The sequence below is a fragment of the Chengkuizengella sediminis genome, from assembly GCF_010078385.1.
GTDB classification, from domain to species: Bacteria; Bacillota; Bacilli; order Paenibacillales; family KCTC-33759; genus Chengkuizengella; species Chengkuizengella sediminis.
Genome location: NZ_SIJC01000008.1, coordinates 82,660 through 102,734, shown reverse-complemented (window position 1 = coordinate 102,734; position 20,075 = coordinate 82,660). Strand labels below are relative to the sequence as shown.

At 31.9% G+C, this 20,075-nt stretch carries 18 protein-coding genes; 1 reads left to right on the top strand and 17 read right to left on the bottom strand.

The window, feature by feature from the left end:
• Positions 1-26: 26 nt before the first annotated feature.
• The 11 genes from EPK97_RS15835 to EPK97_RS15785 all read right to left on the bottom strand — a co-directional run bounded on the left by EPK97_RS15835 (position 27) and on the right by EPK97_RS15785 (position 12,488).
• Positions 27-1,001, bottom strand: coding sequence for a Gfo/Idh/MocA family protein (locus EPK97_RS15835; protein ID WP_162037596.1), 975 nt, complete (start codon positions 999-1,001; stop codon positions 27-29).
• A complete protein-coding gene (locus EPK97_RS15830; protein WP_162037595.1) occupies positions 998-2,431 on the bottom strand; it encodes an NDP-hexose 2,3-dehydratase family protein in 1,434 nt (477 codons plus the stop codon). The genes EPK97_RS15835 and EPK97_RS15830 overlap by 4 nt, the downstream gene beginning before the upstream one ends.
• A 230-nt stretch (positions 2,432-2,661) precedes the next feature.
• Positions 2,662-3,069, bottom strand: coding sequence for a CBS domain-containing protein (locus tag EPK97_RS15825; RefSeq protein ID WP_162037594.1), 408 nt, complete (start codon positions 3,067-3,069; stop codon positions 2,662-2,664).
• 231 nt (positions 3,070-3,300) lie between these two features.
• On the bottom strand, positions 3,301-4,224 hold the full coding sequence (rarD, locus tag EPK97_RS15820; RefSeq protein ID WP_162037593.1) for an EamA family transporter RarD: 924 nt from the start codon (positions 4,222-4,224) through the stop codon (positions 3,301-3,303).
• A gap of 305 nt (positions 4,225-4,529) precedes the next feature.
• On the bottom strand, positions 4,530-5,642 hold the full coding sequence (locus EPK97_RS15815) for an ABC transporter permease (protein ID WP_162037592.1): 1,113 nt from the start codon (positions 5,640-5,642) through the stop codon (positions 4,530-4,532).
• A complete protein-coding gene (locus EPK97_RS15810; RefSeq protein WP_162037591.1) occupies positions 5,639-6,604 on the bottom strand; it encodes an ABC transporter ATP-binding protein in 966 nt (321 codons plus the stop codon). Before EPK97_RS15810 ends, EPK97_RS15815 begins: the two co-directional genes overlap by 4 nt.
• A gap of 146 nt (positions 6,605-6,750) precedes the next feature.
• A complete protein-coding gene (gshAB, locus tag EPK97_RS15805; protein ID WP_162037590.1) occupies positions 6,751-9,087 on the bottom strand; it encodes a bifunctional glutamate--cysteine ligase GshA/glutathione synthetase GshB in 2,337 nt (778 codons plus the stop codon).
• 65 nt (positions 9,088-9,152) lie between these two features.
• Positions 9,153-9,602, bottom strand: a complete 450-nt coding sequence (locus tag EPK97_RS15800) for a MarR family winged helix-turn-helix transcriptional regulator (protein WP_162037589.1) — start codon at positions 9,600-9,602, stop codon at positions 9,153-9,155.
• A 194-nt stretch (positions 9,603-9,796) separates the two neighbouring features.
• On the bottom strand, positions 9,797-10,180 hold the full coding sequence (locus EPK97_RS15795; RefSeq protein ID WP_162037588.1) for a helix-turn-helix domain-containing protein: 384 nt from the start codon (positions 10,178-10,180) through the stop codon (positions 9,797-9,799).
• 115 nt (positions 10,181-10,295) lie between these two features.
• Positions 10,296-11,189, bottom strand: a complete 894-nt coding sequence (locus tag EPK97_RS15790; RefSeq protein WP_205690276.1) for a multicopper oxidase family protein — start codon at positions 11,187-11,189, stop codon at positions 10,296-10,298.
• A gap of 162 nt (positions 11,190-11,351) precedes the next feature.
• Entirely contained in the window at positions 11,352-12,488 is a 1,137-nt protein-coding gene (locus tag EPK97_RS15785) for an Ada metal-binding domain-containing protein (RefSeq protein WP_162037587.1), read from the bottom strand.
• Between the two features lie 255 nt (positions 12,489-12,743).
• Between EPK97_RS15785 and EPK97_RS15780 the strand changes: the two genes are divergently transcribed.
• Positions 12,744-13,232: a hypothetical protein gene (locus EPK97_RS15780; RefSeq protein ID WP_162037586.1), complete on the top strand. Its 489-nt coding sequence runs from the start codon at positions 12,744-12,746 to the stop codon at positions 13,230-13,232.
• Positions 13,233-13,581: 349 nt separating this feature from the next.
• Here the strand turns inward: EPK97_RS15780 and EPK97_RS15775 are convergent, their stop codons facing one another.
• From EPK97_RS15775 to EPK97_RS15750, 6 genes are all read right to left on the bottom strand, one after another.
• Entirely contained in the window at positions 13,582-14,217 is a 636-nt protein-coding gene (locus EPK97_RS15775; protein ID WP_162037585.1) for a GDSL-type esterase/lipase family protein, read from the bottom strand.
• A gap of 243 nt (positions 14,218-14,460) precedes the next feature.
• The gene (desA, locus tag EPK97_RS15770) at positions 14,461-15,480 is read right to left on the bottom strand and encodes a Delta(5) desaturase DesA (RefSeq protein WP_162037584.1); all 1,020 of its coding nucleotides are present in this window, start codon (positions 15,478-15,480) and stop codon (positions 14,461-14,463) included.
• A gap of 281 nt (positions 15,481-15,761) precedes the next feature.
• Positions 15,762-16,649 (bottom strand): YitT family protein, encoded by an 888-nt coding sequence (locus tag EPK97_RS15765; protein ID WP_162037673.1) that lies wholly within the window; start codon positions 16,647-16,649, stop codon positions 15,762-15,764.
• A 182-nt stretch (positions 16,650-16,831) separates the two neighbouring features.
• The gene (locus EPK97_RS15760) at positions 16,832-17,818 is read right to left on the bottom strand and encodes a proline racemase family protein (RefSeq protein WP_162037583.1); all 987 of its coding nucleotides are present in this window, start codon (positions 17,816-17,818) and stop codon (positions 16,832-16,834) included.
• Between the two features lie 20 nt (positions 17,819-17,838).
• Positions 17,839-18,861: a proline racemase family protein gene (locus EPK97_RS15755; RefSeq protein WP_162037582.1), complete on the bottom strand. Its 1,023-nt coding sequence runs from the start codon at positions 18,859-18,861 to the stop codon at positions 17,839-17,841.
• Between the two features lie 12 nt (positions 18,862-18,873).
• On the bottom strand, positions 18,874-20,064 hold the full coding sequence (locus tag EPK97_RS15750; RefSeq protein ID WP_162037581.1) for an NAD(P)/FAD-dependent oxidoreductase: 1,191 nt from the start codon (positions 20,062-20,064) through the stop codon (positions 18,874-18,876).
• Positions 20,065-20,075 lie beyond the last annotated feature (11 nt).

Here is a 20,075-nt window from a genome sequence, read left to right as displayed (position 1 = left end):
ATATTCTCTTTTTCAGAATTAATCAATCAAGAATTTACGTCTAAGGATTGATATAGTTCCGATATAATTTCCATTCTCTGAAGAATATTCTCCTTCTCATTCATATATATAATGTCTTGACCAATCACTTTTTGGTAAAAAGCATCTATCATATTATAAAAGTGATTATCTTGTTTCACTTTTATAATTTTTTCATTATTTTGTTTCACAACTAATATTTCTGCATCTAAATTAACCGGTCTGGAAAAACCTCTATTCACTTTTAAATAACCATCACTTCCCCAAATGATATAATCATTACGATACGTATACCCAAATCCATAGGTAAGATGAGCAGAGAAAGAAGTGAAATGTAATTGTAAACTACCTCTCGTATCAACCTCTGAATTATCATCTTTATATATTTTATAGTTGTAATCTTCTAGTTTCTCATTTGCTAAATTTAAACATAAACTTAGTGGATATATTAAATTATCTAAAGTTGCTCCTCCTCCAATTGTTTTTTGGCTTCTAATATTATCTTGTGGTAATGATGGAAAACCGAAAGATGCTTGGATGGATCTTATTTTTCCAATTGTACCGTCCAAAATACTCTCTCTGACTTTTTGGTACAGTGAGTGATAGGTATACATCAGGGCTTCCATTGCAACTATATTATTATGTAAAGCTAACGATACTAATTCTTCAGCTTCTTTAAATGAAACTGTAAACGTTTTTTCCATTAAAAGATGTTTTCCTGATTGAAGTACTTTTTTTCCCCATAGATAATGAAGACCTACAGGTAAAGATACGTAAATGGCATCTATATCATCATCATTTATTAGCTCATCATATGAATACGGTAATGTTTTAAATAATTTAGAAAATTTCAATGCTTTATCAGTAGATCTAGAAGCTATCCCAGCCAGCTGAAAATTTGGATGATTACAAATGGCTGGTAAGAGTGCTTTTTGTGAAATATTTGAACAACCTAAAACACCAATTTTAATGATTTTCTTCATTCATTCATCACTCCAAAATCTACACATGAAATTATCGTTCTTGCTTCTACATTTACAAAACATTCTTTTTTTAACATTTCTTTTAATTGATACAGCGTTACCCATTTATAACCATTTTTTATCTTGATTTCATCTTCAATAAATATGATCATATATTTATTTTGACAATGATAGAATCTTCCTCCTTCTTCCGATAACATTTGGGAATAAAGAATTTTTTCATTTTTTGCATTCTGAAAGAAATCCATATAGGTAACTGAAGAAAATGAAGAAACATTATGGACAGTAGGTCCAAGTTCAACTCCATCATGGTAACCATATTGCTCACAAGCTTGCGCTAAAAAATGATACAGTCCATTTATTTTTTTCACTATAAATCCGTTTAATTTAACCTGATGATCAGCAACAATAGGCTGTGACCAAGTATTAACTTCTCTATTTTCTATGTGAATTTTCAAATAATTAACCTCAAATTCATCATAATTATGATTAAAAATACGTTTATTATTTTTCTCCCAACAACCTTTATCTAAAAGTTCATTTAAACTTATCATCTCTGTTTCATATCTTTTCTTCTTTTTGAGATCTAATAACCATTCGTTAATGTGTTCTAATGAATAAATAGCACCCTTATGATTAAGAGCAGATTGCAATAACATTTTGCCATGTAGATTCCACTTTATCTTTCTTTCATAATCCTCTAACTTATCAGAGGACTTTTTGTTGTCTAAATTATGGTTAGAAAAACTGAAACATGAAATAATAGACCTCAGATCCATATTAATAAGATTAGGTTTTCTTAATAAATCAATGATCTCACCTAATGTGATCCAATAAAAATCGGGTCTTAGTTTAATTTGATAACCTTCTGCTAATTTTACAATCATATTATAATTTCTCTTTGCGTAAAATTTATTTCCTAGTTCTGATTGTAATTGCTTAAAAATCACTTTAGAGTTATTAGAATTAGTAAAGTATTCAAGATAAGGTACTGATTTTCCACGATGGACCTGTGTATAATTACTCTCAGTAGCTTGAACTGTAGGGGATACTTGTATGAAATTCACATTTCCTGGCTCGATTTTAAGCTGTACTAATAAATACATAACGCCATCTTTCTCTTTCATGATTAACCCGAGAATTCCATGTTCCGGTTGATTTATGATTGGACGATATAATAACTTTTTATGAAGTTGATCTTTAATTTTCATTCCTTGTATTACAAAAAATTTCCCACTCTCATGTTTAAGATTACCAGAATGATCAAAAAACCATTTGTCCATTTCATGAAAGGAAATTTTTTTAATTAATGGAGTCACTTTATGATCTACGAAACTATTATTTTTTATCCTATTTGATAATTCTTTTTTATTGATAAATGAGCTAATGAGTAATGGTCTATTTAATGCTGGATTATCTATGACATCCATTCCCCCAACTCCTCCTCATTCTTAAATAATCATGTTGATGTATATAAGGTGACCTTATTGTTTATAGAGATCCTCCTTCTTCCACTAGCATATACTTTTAACGCATAATATGTGCCTTGGAATTAACATTTCAGCTTAAAAGCATCCAAAATAACATCTCCATTCAAAAAAAAATACATATAAAAAACGCCACTGATCTCACAGTGACGTTTTAACTAACATGAATTGAATTATATTGTTTTTAATTTTGAATTTAAATGATGTATAATATCTTTTCGTGTTACGATTCCAATAAAATGTTCAAGGTCATCAATAATAGGTACAAAATTTTGTCTGATCGTTAAATCTATTAAATCCTCAATTTCTCCCCGCACATGGATAGATTTATAACTGTTATATAGTGGGATGTCATTTAATTTAATTTTGCTGTAATTGTCTATTGATTCTCCAATCATTTCGTGCATCTGCCATAACAAATCACCCTCAGATATTGTTCCTATATACTTACCTTGATCATCAATAATAGGGACAGTTGCATAACGATAATGTTTCATCTTTTCAAGAACTTGTCTCATACTCCATGATTCATTTAAATAAATGACCTCAGATTTTGGTGTTAGAAAAAAAGCTACGTTCATTAATGTATCACCTCGGTTAAATTACTTCGTTTTCTCTTTATTAACATTTCATGATTTTATCGAGGGAGTGAGGAATATCATGAATAAATCCATTTACTATCATAACATAAAGTGCTCATATTTTCAGATGACATTTAAGTGGATAAAAATTTACCTACCTTTATAAACTATATTATTCAATATACTAAAGTTAAATGAGTGCTACGTGAAAATAAAATAAATTAACTTCAACTATACGCTTGCTGTTTTTTTCTCTGAAACCCTAATTAGGTTTGTGCTAGAAAGTGTAAATAGGATTAGACCAAACCAAATAAACATGAAACTAATCAGTTGTATTTTTGAAAACGGTTCATGATATACAAATATAGCCAGTATTAGACTTATCGTTGGTGCTAAATATTGAAAAAAACCATTTAATGATAAGGAAATTCTTTGTAATCCCTCAGCAAAAAATAATAATGGTAAAGCTGTTGCTACTCCCGTACAAATTAACAAAATAGTTGTTGATAGTGAGGATGTTAAAAATGTCCCGGTACCTTTTCCTTGTAGGCTACTTAGATAAATCAATGCTATTGGTAATACTAAAGCTGTTTCAATGGCCAGAGAAAATACAGAATCAAGCTTAATTATTTTTTTTACTAATCCATATAATGCAAAACTAAGGGCTAGAGCAATTGATATTAGAGGGATTTGTCCATGTTGAATCGTTAATATAGCTACACCTATTCCTGCAAAAAACAACGCAATGAAATGCCAATTGGACATCTTCTCTCTTAGAACAATCACTCCTAATAATACACTAAGTAAAGGATTCATATAATAACCAAGACTTGCTTCAACTATTTGTTCATGATTCACAGCCCAAATATATATGAACCAATTACAGCTAATAAGTACCCCTGCAATTAAAACAGGTACCATACTTTTGGGAGTTTTCCAAAACAAATATATCTGCTGCCTGAACGTTGAAGATTTTTTAGTTACATAAATAATTCCGATTACGAAAACAAAAGACCACACAATTCGATGAGCTAAAATTTCTCCTGCTGGGACATGTTCGATCCACTTCCAATAAATCGGAAGCAATCCCCATAGTACATACGCTGCAAGTGAGTATAAAGTTCCAATAAAAAATGTATTTTTATTTGTATTCAAACAAACAACCCCTTGTAATAAATTAAAAATAAAATGATATATAAATATTACTTCTTATAAAGAATCAGCTATTTGATCAACTGTATATTTTTCTTCTTCTAGAGTATTATAAAAATGTGGAGCTATTCGAATGATAAATTGTGCAATACCAAACCTCTTATAAAATTATATAACATTTTGTTTAACGGAGTTATGAAGATTGCGAATGTATGTTATCGAATTTATTGATAAATAATAGGCAATAATACTTAACTGTAATTGTATGCTTATTGCCTATCACTTGACTTTACCTTACTTGTGAAACATCAATCCCATTTAAATGTAATACTAGCTATAATAAAGGCTACAATCATCCACCCACTTAATAACAGCGCTTCACTCCATAGAGTTGTTAAATCAGCACCTACATTCATAATCTGTCTAAAAGCAGTACTTAAATGAGCAATTGGTAAAGAACTTACAATAGGCTGTAAGTAAGATGGCATATCGTCGATTGGAAAAAAGACACCACCTAGAAATAATAACGGGAATGAAATAAAGCCTGCTATAGGTCCTGCACTCTCAGGTGTTTTAGCTACAGAAGCAATAATGAAACCTATTGACATAAAGGTTAATGTTCCTAAAACGACAAACATAATTAACAATAACCAAGATCCATTTACTTGTGTTCCAAAAATGAAACTTCCTACTAATAAAACGATTAAAGCTTGAAGACCATTTAATATAAGTCTTGCTGTAATTTGAGCAGCAATAAAAGTAGACGCTTTTAATGTTGTACTTTGCATTCTTCGAAGAACTCCTCGTTCCCTCCAGGATGCAATTTGACCAGCAACACCATTAAGGTTATTTGACATGATCATCATCGCTACAATACCTGGGACAAGAAAATCAATGTACTGCAAATTTATAGATTGTAATCCTTCTTGTTGTACTGTTATAACAGGTTCATAACCAGCCATTTGTTTACTAATATGATCTACTACACCTTCAACTAATCCAATCCCTATGGTTGATCTTAATTGATCTGTTTCATCGTAATATAAAATAATACTAGAGGTTCCATCTTCAGAATTCACCTCATCACTATAACCTTCAGGTACGATTGCAATGAGTTGAATATCTCCTTGTTTAAGTTGTTCCTTCGCAATCAACTCATCCTCTGATAACTCAAATTGTACAGATACAGGAGCATCTATAGAAGTTTGATTTGATATCAATCCATCTACAAACATCCGGGATTCCATGGATTCATCCATATCAATGATAACACCTTGTAAAGAAACGTTACTCCCTCCACCTAAAAAGGAGCCAATCATGATCATTAAAAAAATAGGAAAAAATAATGTCCAAAAAAGAACCTGACGATTGCGTCCAAATATTCTCAACTGTGCTATCGTTAACTGTCGATATCCCTTCATTCTTCTCTCAGACTCCTTCCTGTCATATGTATAAATACATCCTCTAATGTAGCCGTTCTAGTTTGTAAATCCGCTAAATTAATCTTTTTTTCTTCTGCTTGTTGTATTAAATCTGTTAAAGTTTCCTGTAATTGATCTGTATACAATACATAAGTATCATGATGTATGTCCACTTGTTTAACAGCTGCCATAGTACCAAACTCATGCTCCATCTGTTTTTTATCAGTATCATTTAACAATTTCATATTTGATAAATTAAACTCCACTGCACTTTGCGAGTCTAAGCTTTTTATTAACTCTTGAGGTGTGTTCAAAGCAATGATGTTTCCTTGATCTACTAAACAGATACGATCACATAAAATATGGGCTTCATCCATGTAATGTGTAGATAATATAATCGTTTTCCCCTTCTCTTTTAATTTTAAAATAATGTCCCATAACGTTCTTCTAGCTTGTGGATCAAGGCCAGTTGTTGGCTCGTCCAAGAAAATCACTTTTGGATCATTAACTAAAGCTAAAGCAATGGCCAAACGTTGTTTTTGTCCCCCTGAAAGATTTTTCACCCTATCGTTCATTTTTTCCTCTAAATTGACACTTTTTAACAAAGGTTCAATTTCTACAGGGTTAGGATAAAAACCTGCGTACATTTTTGTGATTTCTTTCACTTTTAATAAATCAAACAATGAAGTAGATTGAAGCTGAACACCGATAACTTCTTTTACTTTATTCAATTGTTTTTGAGTATCAAAACCAGCGACCAATGCCCTCCCACTATCGGGTTTTCTCAACCCTTCAATCATTTCCATAGTGGTTGTTTTCCCGGCACCATTTGGTCCTAACAATCCAAAAACTTCACCTTGATTTACTTCAAAATTAATTTTATTCACCGCAATAAATTGACCATATTTTTTATACAATTCTTCTATTTTTATAACGGGTTCACCCTGATTTAATTCACTCATATCCTTGTTTCCTACCTTCCTATGAACTTTAAATCATTTCTATTACCAAATTATATCATTACATATCGTAAACAAATACTTTCACAGCCTCACCCTAATCATATTGAGATTTCTATATTACTCTTAATTAAACTTGATTGACTAATCTAAAACCTGAGTGCTTCTAAAATCTTCTCTCCGAGTTTTCTATTTTCTCCTTTAAAGGGATAACAGTGAATATGAATGGCTGGATTAAAATTTAATTCTATAATGCTGTAGTTTTCTTCAACATATTGTGAATAATCATCTTTAATGATCATATCTACACCGCAAATAGAAGCCCCCACTGTTTGTGCTGCAGATACGGCAACGTTTTTATACGAACTATGAATAACATCTGTAAAATCAATACTATCTCCACCAGTACTTATATTAGAGTTCTCTCTTAAGTAAACGATCTCGCCCATTTTAGGAATGGATTGAAAGTTTAACCCCTGCCCCCTTAAAAACATTTCCTCATTTTCGCTTAATTTTATTTTTTCTAACGGAGTTCTATATCCCTTGCCTCTTAAAGGATTTTTATTTTTTTCCTCTACTAATTTTTGTATATTCGATTGTCCATTCCCTGTTACATTTGCAGGTACACGATGCAGAATACCCACAACTTCATCTTGGATCACAAAAAAACGATATTCTTTTCCATTTATGAATTGTTCAATCAAGATAGAGTCATCATATTGAAAAGCTAATTCAACCGATCTCTCGAAAGAGGCTTGAGAATAATCCCCTCTTAATATTGATATACCCAAACCAAAATTTGTTGATTTTGGTTTTGTCACGATTTCCATTTTTTTAAAATACAGGTAATTCGATAATGCCTCATCCTTAGTTAGATAATGTTGACCCATTGGGACATGTATACCTTGTTCGTTTAACACTTTTTTTGTTACTAATTTATTTCCCATCACTTGAATGGTACTGTATGAATCCAACGAAGTTTTCGTAGCTTGTTTAATATATTCTTTCTTAGATCCATTTTTCAGCAATATAAAATTGTCGTTTCGATCTAAAATTTCAAAATGAATTCCTTTCTTAATTGCATCCTTTAATAAAATTTGTGTGGATAGCTCCATATCTTCATAACCTAGAAGGTTGTATGATTTTGTCTTACTTTTATTCAAATACTGTTTTGCTTTCTCCATATGAAATTGAATAAACGACTTTTCACGAATTCCTTCTAAGATTAGTGATGAGGTACCTTTTTCAGGATGATTGAATTTATGTTTTGCATCATAAATAATTTGTTGAAAATAATCCTTTCTAATGCCAAGTTTAGAAACAAAAGTGAGCATCTCATCTAAGATTTCAATCCCCCATTTATGAATTGAAACAACCTCTTGTACAGTTTTAAAAAGCATCAAGTTTTGCTTTCTACCTAAACTTGCAGCAAGCTCATGATTTATTAGAGAAGTCATCTGTGAATGTTCATTTTTATTTACTTCTTTCTTATATAAACCAAATAAAATAAATAAATGTACAAAGTAAAGAGTTTCTAAATCTACACCTATGTTCAAAAAAGGATTTAAATCGAGAATCCTCAACTCTAAGTACTCAATCCCTTCACTCTCTAACGATGTTAATAAATCTGAATTATTGTTTGATTTCAGACGTACTGGACTGTAATATTCCTTTGCACTTTGAAGTTTTCCATTCTTTATCAGCTTTTTAATATCACTCACATACTCATCTACAGTACGATAGGATACGATCAGCTCTCCCTCATTTCTATAACCACATACCCCATTCCGAAATGAGCTTGCATATTGAAAATATGAACTTTCTTGATCTAACTTCTCCATGATCTCAATGCATTCCTTATTATAACTTGTATGCACCCCTGGACTAGCACCAAATAAATAAATGAGCAACCATCTATATTGCAATATATGCCTGCTTATTTGTAAGTAAATATCGTTTTTGAACTGTTTATACGTTTTATTTGTATCTGCTTCTTTGTAAATCTTATTTAAAAACTCCTCTTGTAAAGAAAAGTTATAATGAATCCCAGAAATCATTTGTTTCTTCTTACCGTAACCAGCTGCTAATTTTTCTCTGTATTGCTCTGCTTCTTTTCCCTTTATTGAATTTTCGTATTTTGCAATTGGAATCTGTTCTTCTTCAGGAAGCATCGGAGGATTACTCTGTGGCCATAAATATTCTTCTTTAAGCTCTAAAGTAATGATATGATGGATATTCTCTAAAAAATTAAAACACTCTTCAAGCGTATGAAACATAGGTGTAATCATTTCTATTTGACTTTCAGAAAAATCAGTCGTAATAAAAGGATGTGTTAATTTATTTCCAAAAACTGCAGGATGAGGGGTTAAAGCGAGTTCACCAAATTCGTTAACTCTTACATTTTCTTTCTCTAAACCAAAATTCCCTCTTAAAAGTTCATGTTCCAGCTTTAATTTTTGAACAATATCAAAAAATTGATTCTCCACCTAATTCATTCTCCTTTCTTTCCGAGTTAAAACTTGCATAATACAAGTTTTAACTCGATATTCACTTACTTTGTTGGAATACAACACACTTCAGCTTTATTCATCGAAATATTTAATAGTTCAATGGATCTTATGATTGTATCTCGTTCGAATTCACTTAATTGGTTAAATACTTGTTCAAGATAAACGTTAAATTCTTGATCTATTTTAGATTGAAATTCTTTCCCTCTATCTGTTAAAGACAAAATATGAATTCGATTATCTTTTAAGTCAGGTGTTTTTTTAATTAAGTTTTTGTCAATCAAGTTCTTAACTTGACGACTAAAAGTTGTAATATCCATACTTAATGCGCCGGCAATATCCTGCATAGAAGGTTGATTTTGACGATTGACTTCATATAATATATGACTTTGCACAAGTGATAGTTCCTTACCACAGCAATTTACACAAGACTGTTCGTTTAGAATACCAAACTTCCTAGATAATATTAACATGGAATCCCTAAACTGATTCATTGTATCAGCCCCTTATTGTAATTTCCAGTTAAATTATACCTATATTACTTGCTGATTGCAAGTAAGTGGATAAGCATTTTCATTTTAATATTAACAGTTCGTGAACTCCCACTTATTCAAGAGGAGCAACGAACTATAAAAATCTGTTTCTACAAATGCTAGATCAGCACTTCCTGCGCTGGAAATCAGAAACTCTATTTTACACCTAACAAACTGAGTAATTCTAGGTCTAAATCTAGCATCTTTCTCTCTTTTTTAATATGGATATTAATATCCATACCTGTTTCTTCTGAGTTTAAAATGACTTTATGTTGTAATTCTTTTATTGAATACCCTAAATAACTACATATTTGATGAACTGTTTTATTTGAGACTCTTTTTCCACGTTCTATTTTTGAAATTGATGAAATTGACAAACCACTTTCTGCAGATAATTTTTTTTGTGTTAGCTGTTTCATTTCTCGAAGTAAATAAATGTTAATCCCTATCATTTCAGATTTTGTAACTTCTCTATTTTCTAGTTCCTTCATTTTATTAAGTATTTTTTGTGAAGGTTTGTGTAGAATCATAGTTCCCATCTTGATGTCTCCTTTAAATCCGTTAAAGTCCTTTTAATTTTTCGGTTTTTACCTCTTAAATGTTTAATTTTAATAGATTCATTTTAAAATAACAATGCTTTGAAAGATTTTATTATTATTTATAAACAACAGTTGTAAACATGCCACCAGTATTTGTTGTAGAATTATTAGATAAATGATGAGGAATATGACAATGTAATGGCCATATCCCAGGATTATTGGTATAAAACTGAGTATCATATGTTTCACCAGCACCTACTAAAATCGTGTTTTTCAAATATTGATTACTCTCTGTAAAAGAATTTCCATCTGTAGCAGTCACTATAAATTGGTGTCCATGTAGATGGATGGGATGAGCATTCATTCCTAAATTACCAATGCGAATTCGTATGTTTTCACCTTCTTTAACGAAGAGTGGTATTGTATAAGGAAAGCACCTTCCGTTTATTGTGAAGAAATTTAATTCATGCGACAGAGGTTCAAGATCATATGTACCTGGTGATAAAGTCCCTTTCTCAAGTCCTATAACTGCAAATTCCTGTAACATCATAAAATAGTCTCTTTGAATTACGGATTTCTTTTGAGGTGGTTCTAATATAATAAAAGTTCCACCAAGACCCATCATTTCTTGTTTAGCAGTATGATAATGTGTATGATACATATGTGTACCTGGTGGGTTAATAATATTAAATTGATAGTCAAAATAATGATTTGGATCAATTCTAGGGGAAGGTTCTACTTCTGGAACCCCATCCATGACATTAGGTAAATCAATCCCATGCCAATGGACACTCGTTGGTTCTGGAAGTTTGTTATATACTCTAATATTTACTCTATCCCCGTGAAAAACTTGTATTGTAGGACCTGGGATATACCCATTATACCCCCATCCATTCATATACAACCCCGGCAGCAATTGTTGGGTCACAGGTTCGGCTACAAGTGTAAAATGTTTAATACCGTCTTTCATAACGTAAGGAAGGTTTGGAATGCCTGGAGTGATAACCAATATTATTCCCCCTCAAGAAGCTTTTGTTTTTATTGTATGAACATTCTTTAAGAAATAGATATAATACAATCCAATTCATCTTTTTACTTCAATTGAAAAAAACTCATCAGCTAGAACTAATGAGTAATCACCAATATTAAAGAATTTTAAAACAAATATTATTTAATCATACAATGATCTCCAAAGATAAAACGCAGCGTAAGACTCCCAACCTGTCCATTGTTTAACTAGTACCTTTATTTCATCAATAGATGGTTTTTGATTTAATGCTAAGATTGCTTTTAAAGCATTGTGAATTCCTACATCTGCTATTGGAAAAGCGCTATTGATAGAATAACACTTCATAATCGTATAATCCGCTGTCCATTTTCCTACTCCCCTAATAGAAGTAAGTTGATCCACCATTTTATTATAATTGTTTTCAAATCCTAATTGTTTTTGATTTAAAGTTCCATCCGTGATCTTCTTTGCAACCCCAACAATATACTCTGCTTTTCTTGTTGATATCTGCATTTCCTTTAAATCTTCAATTGGGATTTCACATATATGATTTGCCTTAGGGAAAATCCAATAATCTTCATCTTTGTATGTAAATTTTTCACCATATGCCTGAACAAAACGTTTTTTTAAAGTATAAGCAAACCTCAAATTGATCTGTTGTCCTAGAATAGACCAACATAATGCTTCAAATAAATCATTGATTTTAATTAATCTTAATCCGTAATAATCTTTAATAAGCTGTCCCATTATAGGATCTTTTTTTAAAGATGAATAAAAGGGGGCTAATTCTGTATCAAGATCAAACATATCCCAAATATATTTTGCAGTTTGAGCTCTCATCCAATGGGTAGGAATTCCCTTCAAAAATGTAATGATCATTTTTCTATTAACACTTGATATTTCTAACAGCACAAATTTTTGATCAAATTTCAGTAATTTAAATAGTTTATTTTGGACGACCTTATGTAAACATTCTTCTTCTGATCTTTTTAAAAAGACCAAACATTCAGTAAAATCAAATTCTTCAGGTACTTCGATTTCAATGGTATCAACATAGTCAACCCATTTGACATGAAAAACATTAGGGTTACACAATTTACAAGGCTGAAAGCCCTTAGCATCTGCTTCAGCATAGGTTTGAACAAATTCTACATTTTCAGTTTTAGGCAAGGTTGCCTCACATGAAATTAAACAATAAGTTTGAGTTAACTTATTACACATAAAAAAATATCCATCATACGATGAATCCCGATTTTTCATAATTCGATACATCTCATTATGATAAAACTTATGTTCCATAAATAATTCCTCATTTCTTCCTATCTATACTTTTTATTTATAGTATACAAAAAAATATCGAAATTTGTTCTGAAATATCACCGTTCTTGAAAAATGATGTGACCACATCTAGGATAACCATCCGTTTGGTGACTACGTAGATACGATCGATACGGTATATTAGCGGAAAATCTGTAGAGTGGAACATCAGTCCAGTCAAACCTCCAACAAAACTAATACAATATACTAACTAAAATATGAATGGAGGTGAGACTTATGGGACACTTCGACGAATCTATATGTGATTGTTGTGTCTGTCCGATGCAATGTGTGTTAGAGCAGTTGGTGGGGAGAGAGAACGTTGGAATACTAACTCTTACAACTGACAATAGTGGCACATTGCTTAGTGTGGACAATTTAATCGCTTGTTTGGAATCAGATCAATTTGGAACAGAAGGCGATATTTTCAAAATTCCAATTCATAATATTTGTGCTGTTGATATTTTAGCACTAATTGATTTTAAATTAAAACCCATTAGAAAAAGTACTGGAGAATGCTCGTGTACTGAAGAGCCAACAACAAACTTAGCACAATCTATGATAGGGGAACTGGTACAAATTGTAGCTGGTCAATTTGAAACTTTTTCGGATGAGACCAGAATTATAAAAGTTGGAGAAGGAATTGTAGTTACTAGTGATGGACAAAATACATCTGCTGTATCTAGTTGTAAAGCAGAAAGATTTGGCCCTCCACCGTCATCCTGAGGACTGGATTCTTTTAATACCGATAATATCTATTTCAAAACCACATTTCTCAAATATTCTCAATAGAAGAATTCGGCGAGACTTTTTAATGAGTAGTTGGTGCAACACGAAGTTTTAATCTAAGGAGTAAATTTCATCAAATAAAAAGTCTTAGTGACTGTGGCCAAATGAAGAGAAATAAATTCAACATTGTTGTGCTTATTATTTGATGAAAATGCTCCCCTAAAAATGTTAAAAAGAGTGATAGGTCTGAACACATTATATTAAATGAACAGTGGGGACTATAACAGCGTCTTTTTCTTTTTCCTAAATATTGCAGATCTTTATTTCAATGAGGAGGTAGCAAGATTCACTTATATAATGGATAATAACCTAGTGCATTTAACGCTTCGGCCATCAAGTAATATCCTTTACCATTCGGGTGAAAATTGTCTGATGATAATAATTCTTTTTCTCTACCTACAAAAATTGGATATACGTTAGCAATTCCAATATTCTTACCTTCAAAGCTTTCTATATGTTGATTAAATCGTTTAACCCAAACTGCAGTTCCTGGTATTTTTGGAAATGGATTATATAAATTCATACCTCTGAGCATATAATTTTTCTTATTATGTTTTTTTAATTGATGTATGATATCAATGATGTTGTCAAAATTATAATTAAATCGTTTAAGGGCTGCAGCTAATACACTTTCATTTTTACTTCTTAAAAATTGCACTGCAGCATTTTTCATATCATTTCCACCTACTGTTATGGAAATCATATCCGCTTGCTTAATTAGCAGTTGAATATCCTCAAAATTAATAACCATATCTAAAACATCCTCTGAAGTTGCACCAGATACACCCATATTTTCACAAAAGATATATTTTTTTAATTCTCTATTTGTCTTTGAAATATACTGAGGAACAAAACCATATTGCGGAGACGAAGCACCCACACCAACCGTTAAGGAATCACCTAAAGCTAAATAATTAATCAACTTATATCATCCTCTCTAGTCTTTGTATTGATTGACCGATCTTTTTTTGGTTCTATATCCTATGCATTAAATTGTTAATGGGTTCACGCCCATTAAAATAAATGACCATCATTGTTTTTGGTTCTAGAGAGAATAGTTAAAAATAAAAAAACCCTTTAAGTATGATGGATATTTCATGTATGAACCCCCATGAAATTTACACCTTTCTTAAAAGGAATTTATATATATGGATGCAAGAATGAATTACTTTGCATTTACCTTCGTACTAAAATAAAATTTCTTTAACTCTCTAAAACTGATAAAAGTTTTTCGTCTTTCATCCCAAAGTTTGAAACGAAGTGATTTCAAACTAGTACCTATTTTTATCGTTGTCGCTTTTTTTAATTCAGATATTGATTTATGCACTTTTTCCAAGTTATAATTTGGTATTTTTGAACTAAGATGATGGACATGATGAAAACCAATATTCCCAGTGATCCACTGTAAAATTTTTGGTAATTTATAATATGAACTGCCATCTATTGCTGCTTTAACGTAATCCCAATTTTCTTCATCTTCAAAGTAAGAATCTTCAAATTGGTGTTGAACATAAAATAACCATATTCCTAATACACCACTTACAAAAAGAATGGGTGCTTGAATCATTAAAAATGCTTTCCAACCAATGACAATACACATTAAACTATATAGAGCAATAATGAATAAATTAGTCATATAAGTGCTGATTCGTTCTTTTTTTCTTGCATCTTTTGCATTAAAACGATTTAAAATGATTAAAATATAAATTGGACCTAAGCCAAACATAACAAGTGGATTCCTATACAGCCGATATGCCAATCTTTTCCAAAATGATGCTTTTACATATTCATCTACTGTAAGAACCCATATATCTCCAGTACCTCTTTTGTTTAAATTTCCATTCGTAGCATGATGAATGGAATGTTCTCTTTTCCATTTTTCATAAGGAAACAGAGTCAAAACTCCACTAATTGAACCAAGAATATCATTTTTCATTCGACTTTTGAAAAAGGATTGATGGCAACAATCATGAAATATAATAAAAATACGTACTAGAAACCCTGAAGCAGGGATTGAAAACAAAAGAGATAACCAAAAAGAAACACTTAAACTTTGATACGCTGCGAACCAAAGTATAAAAAACGGCAGAAATGTATTCAATATTTGCCTCGTACTTGATTTGGTACTAGATTTTTCGAAAGGTGCTAGCAATTTTTTAAAGTTAATTCGATTTTTTTTACTCATGTTTTCCTCCTAAACAATTTAAAGTTAATAATTAATAGTAAATAATGTAGAATACTGGATATTGCAATATGCAATAAAATTTAAAATCCCAGTAAACACAAGGCTCTCTGTTTTGTGTTTTTTATTATATGATTTTAGACGATAAATAAAGAGTTTCCACTTCAAATTGTTTAAATCTTGAGAGTAAAATAATATTACTCTATGAAAATAGGAAAAGAAGTCAGTTTTTAACCACAACATATCTATTATACATTTTTTTGTATCTAGATACTAATTTTCTTTTAACTCAATCTGGATTCCTTTCGGAAAAATCCAAAAATCCCTGTCGTTTGTACGATATTAGTAAAAGCATTTGAATCTGTTTCACTCAAGACTTTCTTTAAGTCAAATAATTCATAACGAGTAATCACAATTAATAACATTTCTTTATCCTCTTGAGAATATGAACCTTTTGCTGGAAGTTTCGTAATTCCTCTTGATAGTTTTTCTCGAATCGCTACTTCTAATTGGTCAGGTTTTGATGTAATAATCATTGCTGTTAATTTAATATGGCGTGTATGTATTGCATCAATTACACGTGTTGCAGCATATAAAGCAACTAATGTATAAAGTGCGTTTTGCCATCCATACAAAGCTCCTGCAGCTGTTATAATAACACCATTTAATATTAAATAATATGTCCCTGCAGGTCGATCCTTCATTCTAGACAGGATCATAACAATGACATCCATCCCTCCAGTAGAAGCACCCCACTTTAGTGTTAATCCAACACCTATTGCAGACATGACACCCCCGAAAACTGCATTTAATAAAATATCATTCTCAGCTACAGCTTTAACAGGAATTAATTCCATGAACAAGGCTAATAATATAACACTGAAAAAACTATACAAAGTAAATGATTTCCCTAAATATCTCCATCCAAGAATTGCGATTGGAATATTTAATAAAAATAGAACGATACCTGTAGAGATATTAATTGGAGTAAAATCTTCAAAAACACTGGATGTAAGCTGAGCTAGTCCTGCAAAACCACTAGAATAAACATCAGCAGGTATTAAAAAAAAATTAAAAGCAATTGCATTAAAAAATGCTCCTATAATAACAATAAATGTTTTTATGATCCGTGCTTTGGTTATGTTTTTATTCAAAAATGATAGTAGGTTCATCCTCGCTTTTTTTGTTTTTTTACTAACCACAAATCTTCCCCCTAATGTTAGTAATGAACATCTCCCAAAATCACTATAACCGCAATAAGAATCAAAAGTCAATCATTTAATTCATAATAAAAAGCCTACTACATGATTTAATATAGTAAACTTATAAAATTTTGTATTAAATTGAACAAAATCTACTTTAATAAAAACCCTTCAAATAAAGGATCTGATGGATCTACAACAAATTGATGCATACCAGTAATAAATGCTCTTCCGCTAATATGAGGAACGATAGATTTCGTCATCGTTTTACGGTTGATAGATATTTTGCAATGGGTTCTAACACCTATAATACTTTCCAAAATAATACGTTCATCTGTTTCTAGTTCTCCTTTATGATGAAGCTGTGCCAATTGCGCGCCAACTCCAGCTCCATAGGGAGAACGATCAATTTGTCCATTTTCAAATATTGTAACAAAGCGTAAATTTGATTCTGAATGATTAGGTGTTTCTGAGAAAACTATTCCTTTTATACTTTGATTCTTTTCTTTTATCAGATCAAGTTCTTCAATCTCTTTTTTTATGATTTGACTCCATTTATTAAGCTCAGGGAGTTGATCAATGACAACTTGTATACCTAACTCTTCTGCATTTATCATCACGTAAAAGAAATCACTAAACACCAGATCTGCTGTAAGTCCTTTTCCAATTGAATGAATTGCAATGTTATGTTTGTAAACGTAAGCTGGTAAATGATCAAAAGAAACTTCTGTAACTTGCGAACCTTTACAAACCGGGTATGTAATTACTTTTCCAGAAGGAGTATCTATAATCACTTGTTTTTCTTCGTTTAATTTTACCATTCCCGTTTCTAACATGTATGTAATAACTGCTATAATACTATGACTGCAAAAAGAGTGATCTTCATCATGATTTATAAATAAAACACCAAAATTTGATTCCTCATATATTGGAGGAGTAATGATGCATCCCTTCATATTAAGGTGACCTCGAGGTTCACTAAGTAAGATCTTTTTTACATAATCAAAATGTTCATTGAAATAGACTTGTTTCTCCTTCATAGTGCTCCCCATTATATAAGGGATTCCCGCCGTAATTACCCTAAGAGGTTCACCAGCCGCATGCAGATCTGTCGTCGTAAAATGTTTTACCATTTCCATAACTCATCCACTCCAATCTATTAATGATCATCAGCAGGGGGAATGAGTAAAAATCCTTCATTCAACTCATCCTCATCATGACTGAAAAAGGTATGAAATCCCATGACCCATGCAGATCCTGTTATTTCTGTGACAACTGCGGGTCGTCTTCCAACTTGAGTTTTTTCTTTAACTTTTGCTTTAAACAATGTGCCCACAATACTCTCATGTACGAACTCTTCTTCCATTTTAATTTGATCATTTGCAAATAAAGTTGCTAGTTTTGCAGAAGTTCCTGTTCCACATGGTGAGCGATCAATTCCTCCAGGAGGTACTACAACAGTATTTTTCACATGAGCATCGTTATGGGATGGATCTGTAAAAAACTCCACATGAGTACATCCATGAATAAAAGGGTATTGAGGATGAACTACTTCAACTGTTTGATTGATTTCTTTTCGAATTTTAATTGCTGTTTCTATAATTTCCGCTGAATTAGAAGGGATTAAATCAAGACCAAGCTTCCTGGCATCAGTAATCGCATAAAAATTTCCTCCATAAGCAATATCACATGATATGCTCCCTATTCCTTCCACGTAAATCTTAACACTTTTATACAAAAATGAATCTATATTAAGAAAGGATACTTCCTTTGCTTTTCCGTTTTTAACTAGTATTTCCGTTTTCACCAACCCTGCAGGTGTATCTAGCGTTAACGTCGTTATAGGTTCAACAACTTCCACCATTCCAGATTCAATCATAGCCGTACAAAATCCGATCGTATCGTGACCGCACATTGGTAAGTAACCACCAGTCTCAATATAAATAACACCTAGGTCTGCATCGGGATGGCATGGTTCGACGAGTAATACTCCAGACATCACATCGTGACCTCTAGGCTCAAACATCAACAACTTTCTAATCCAATCATACTCTTCTTTCATTTGCAACATTTTATCTGACATTGTTTTCCCAATCAATTTTGGAAGTCCGCTGATGACAGTTCGAGTTGGATTTCCGCCAGTATGCGTATCTATCGTTCTAAACATCTTATTACTTTTCATAAATACACCCTCTTAAGTTAGAATCTCGGACACATTTTGAAATCTACTAAAACGAATAGGGTCGGTAGGAATGATAGTATCACTTTGTTCATGTAATAATTCTGTCATTAATTTCCCCGTAATCGCTGCTAAACTAATGCCGTCTCCTTCATGACCTGCAGCAATATAATAATTTGGAATTTTCTCTACAGGGGAAACAATGGGTAAATGATCAGGTGTCCATGGTCTTAATCCAGCATACGTACGGATAAGTAGGAAATCAGCTATTTTAGGATAAAAACGTATGGTTCTATGAGCAATGCAATTCACAACGTCCATGTCTACCTTCGTATTGAAACCTACAAATTCTCGACTACTTCCGATTAAAAAATTCTGACTTTCAGTCGGTTCGAAGACAAGTGCAACTCCATATTTATCTGTTTCCTCATCAACTGTTCTTTCTTTTCCGAATTTAGACATTAAATATCCAAATTCCATTACTTTTCTCAACCCTACAGGCATATCACGTGAAGCAACTATGATATGACCTTTTCTTGGTTTAATAGGGATTTCTAAATCAAGCATACTTCCAAGGTACGGCGCCCAAACCCCACCTGCATTAACAACTTTTCTTGCAATAAATTCACCGTTATCCGTGTTCACTTTAAATAAGCCGGTTTCTGAATCCCTAGTCATTCCTTTTATTTCACATCTAAGTTTCACCTTTGCTCCATATTTCATAGCTCCGTGAAACAAAGAATAGGTAAACAAATAAGGATTAATAGTTGAGTCAGTTTCACATTCAAGTCCACCCAATAGATCATCAGCAAAATATGGAGATTCTTGTTTGATATCACTTCGATCTAACATTTTAAAAGAAAGACCTGCTTTTTTCTGCCTATCCACCCAACTCTTTGCAGCTATCATCTCATCTTCACTTTCACAAACTAAAATACTCCCAGGTGCTCTGTATTCAAATTGCAGATCAAGTTCTTTGCTTAATTGGTCAACTAACTTTTGGCTTACTAGAGACATCTGACTATCAAATCCAGGTTCTTTATCAATGGCTAGAATATTGCCATCACAACGTGAGGAGGTACCACAAGCAATATCACCTTTGTCAATGACGGTAACTTCCATTCCACTTTTTGCAACATAATAGGCAGTTGCTGCACCTATTACACCACCACCAATGATTAACACCTCTGTATTTCTACTATCCATAGAAATCCCTC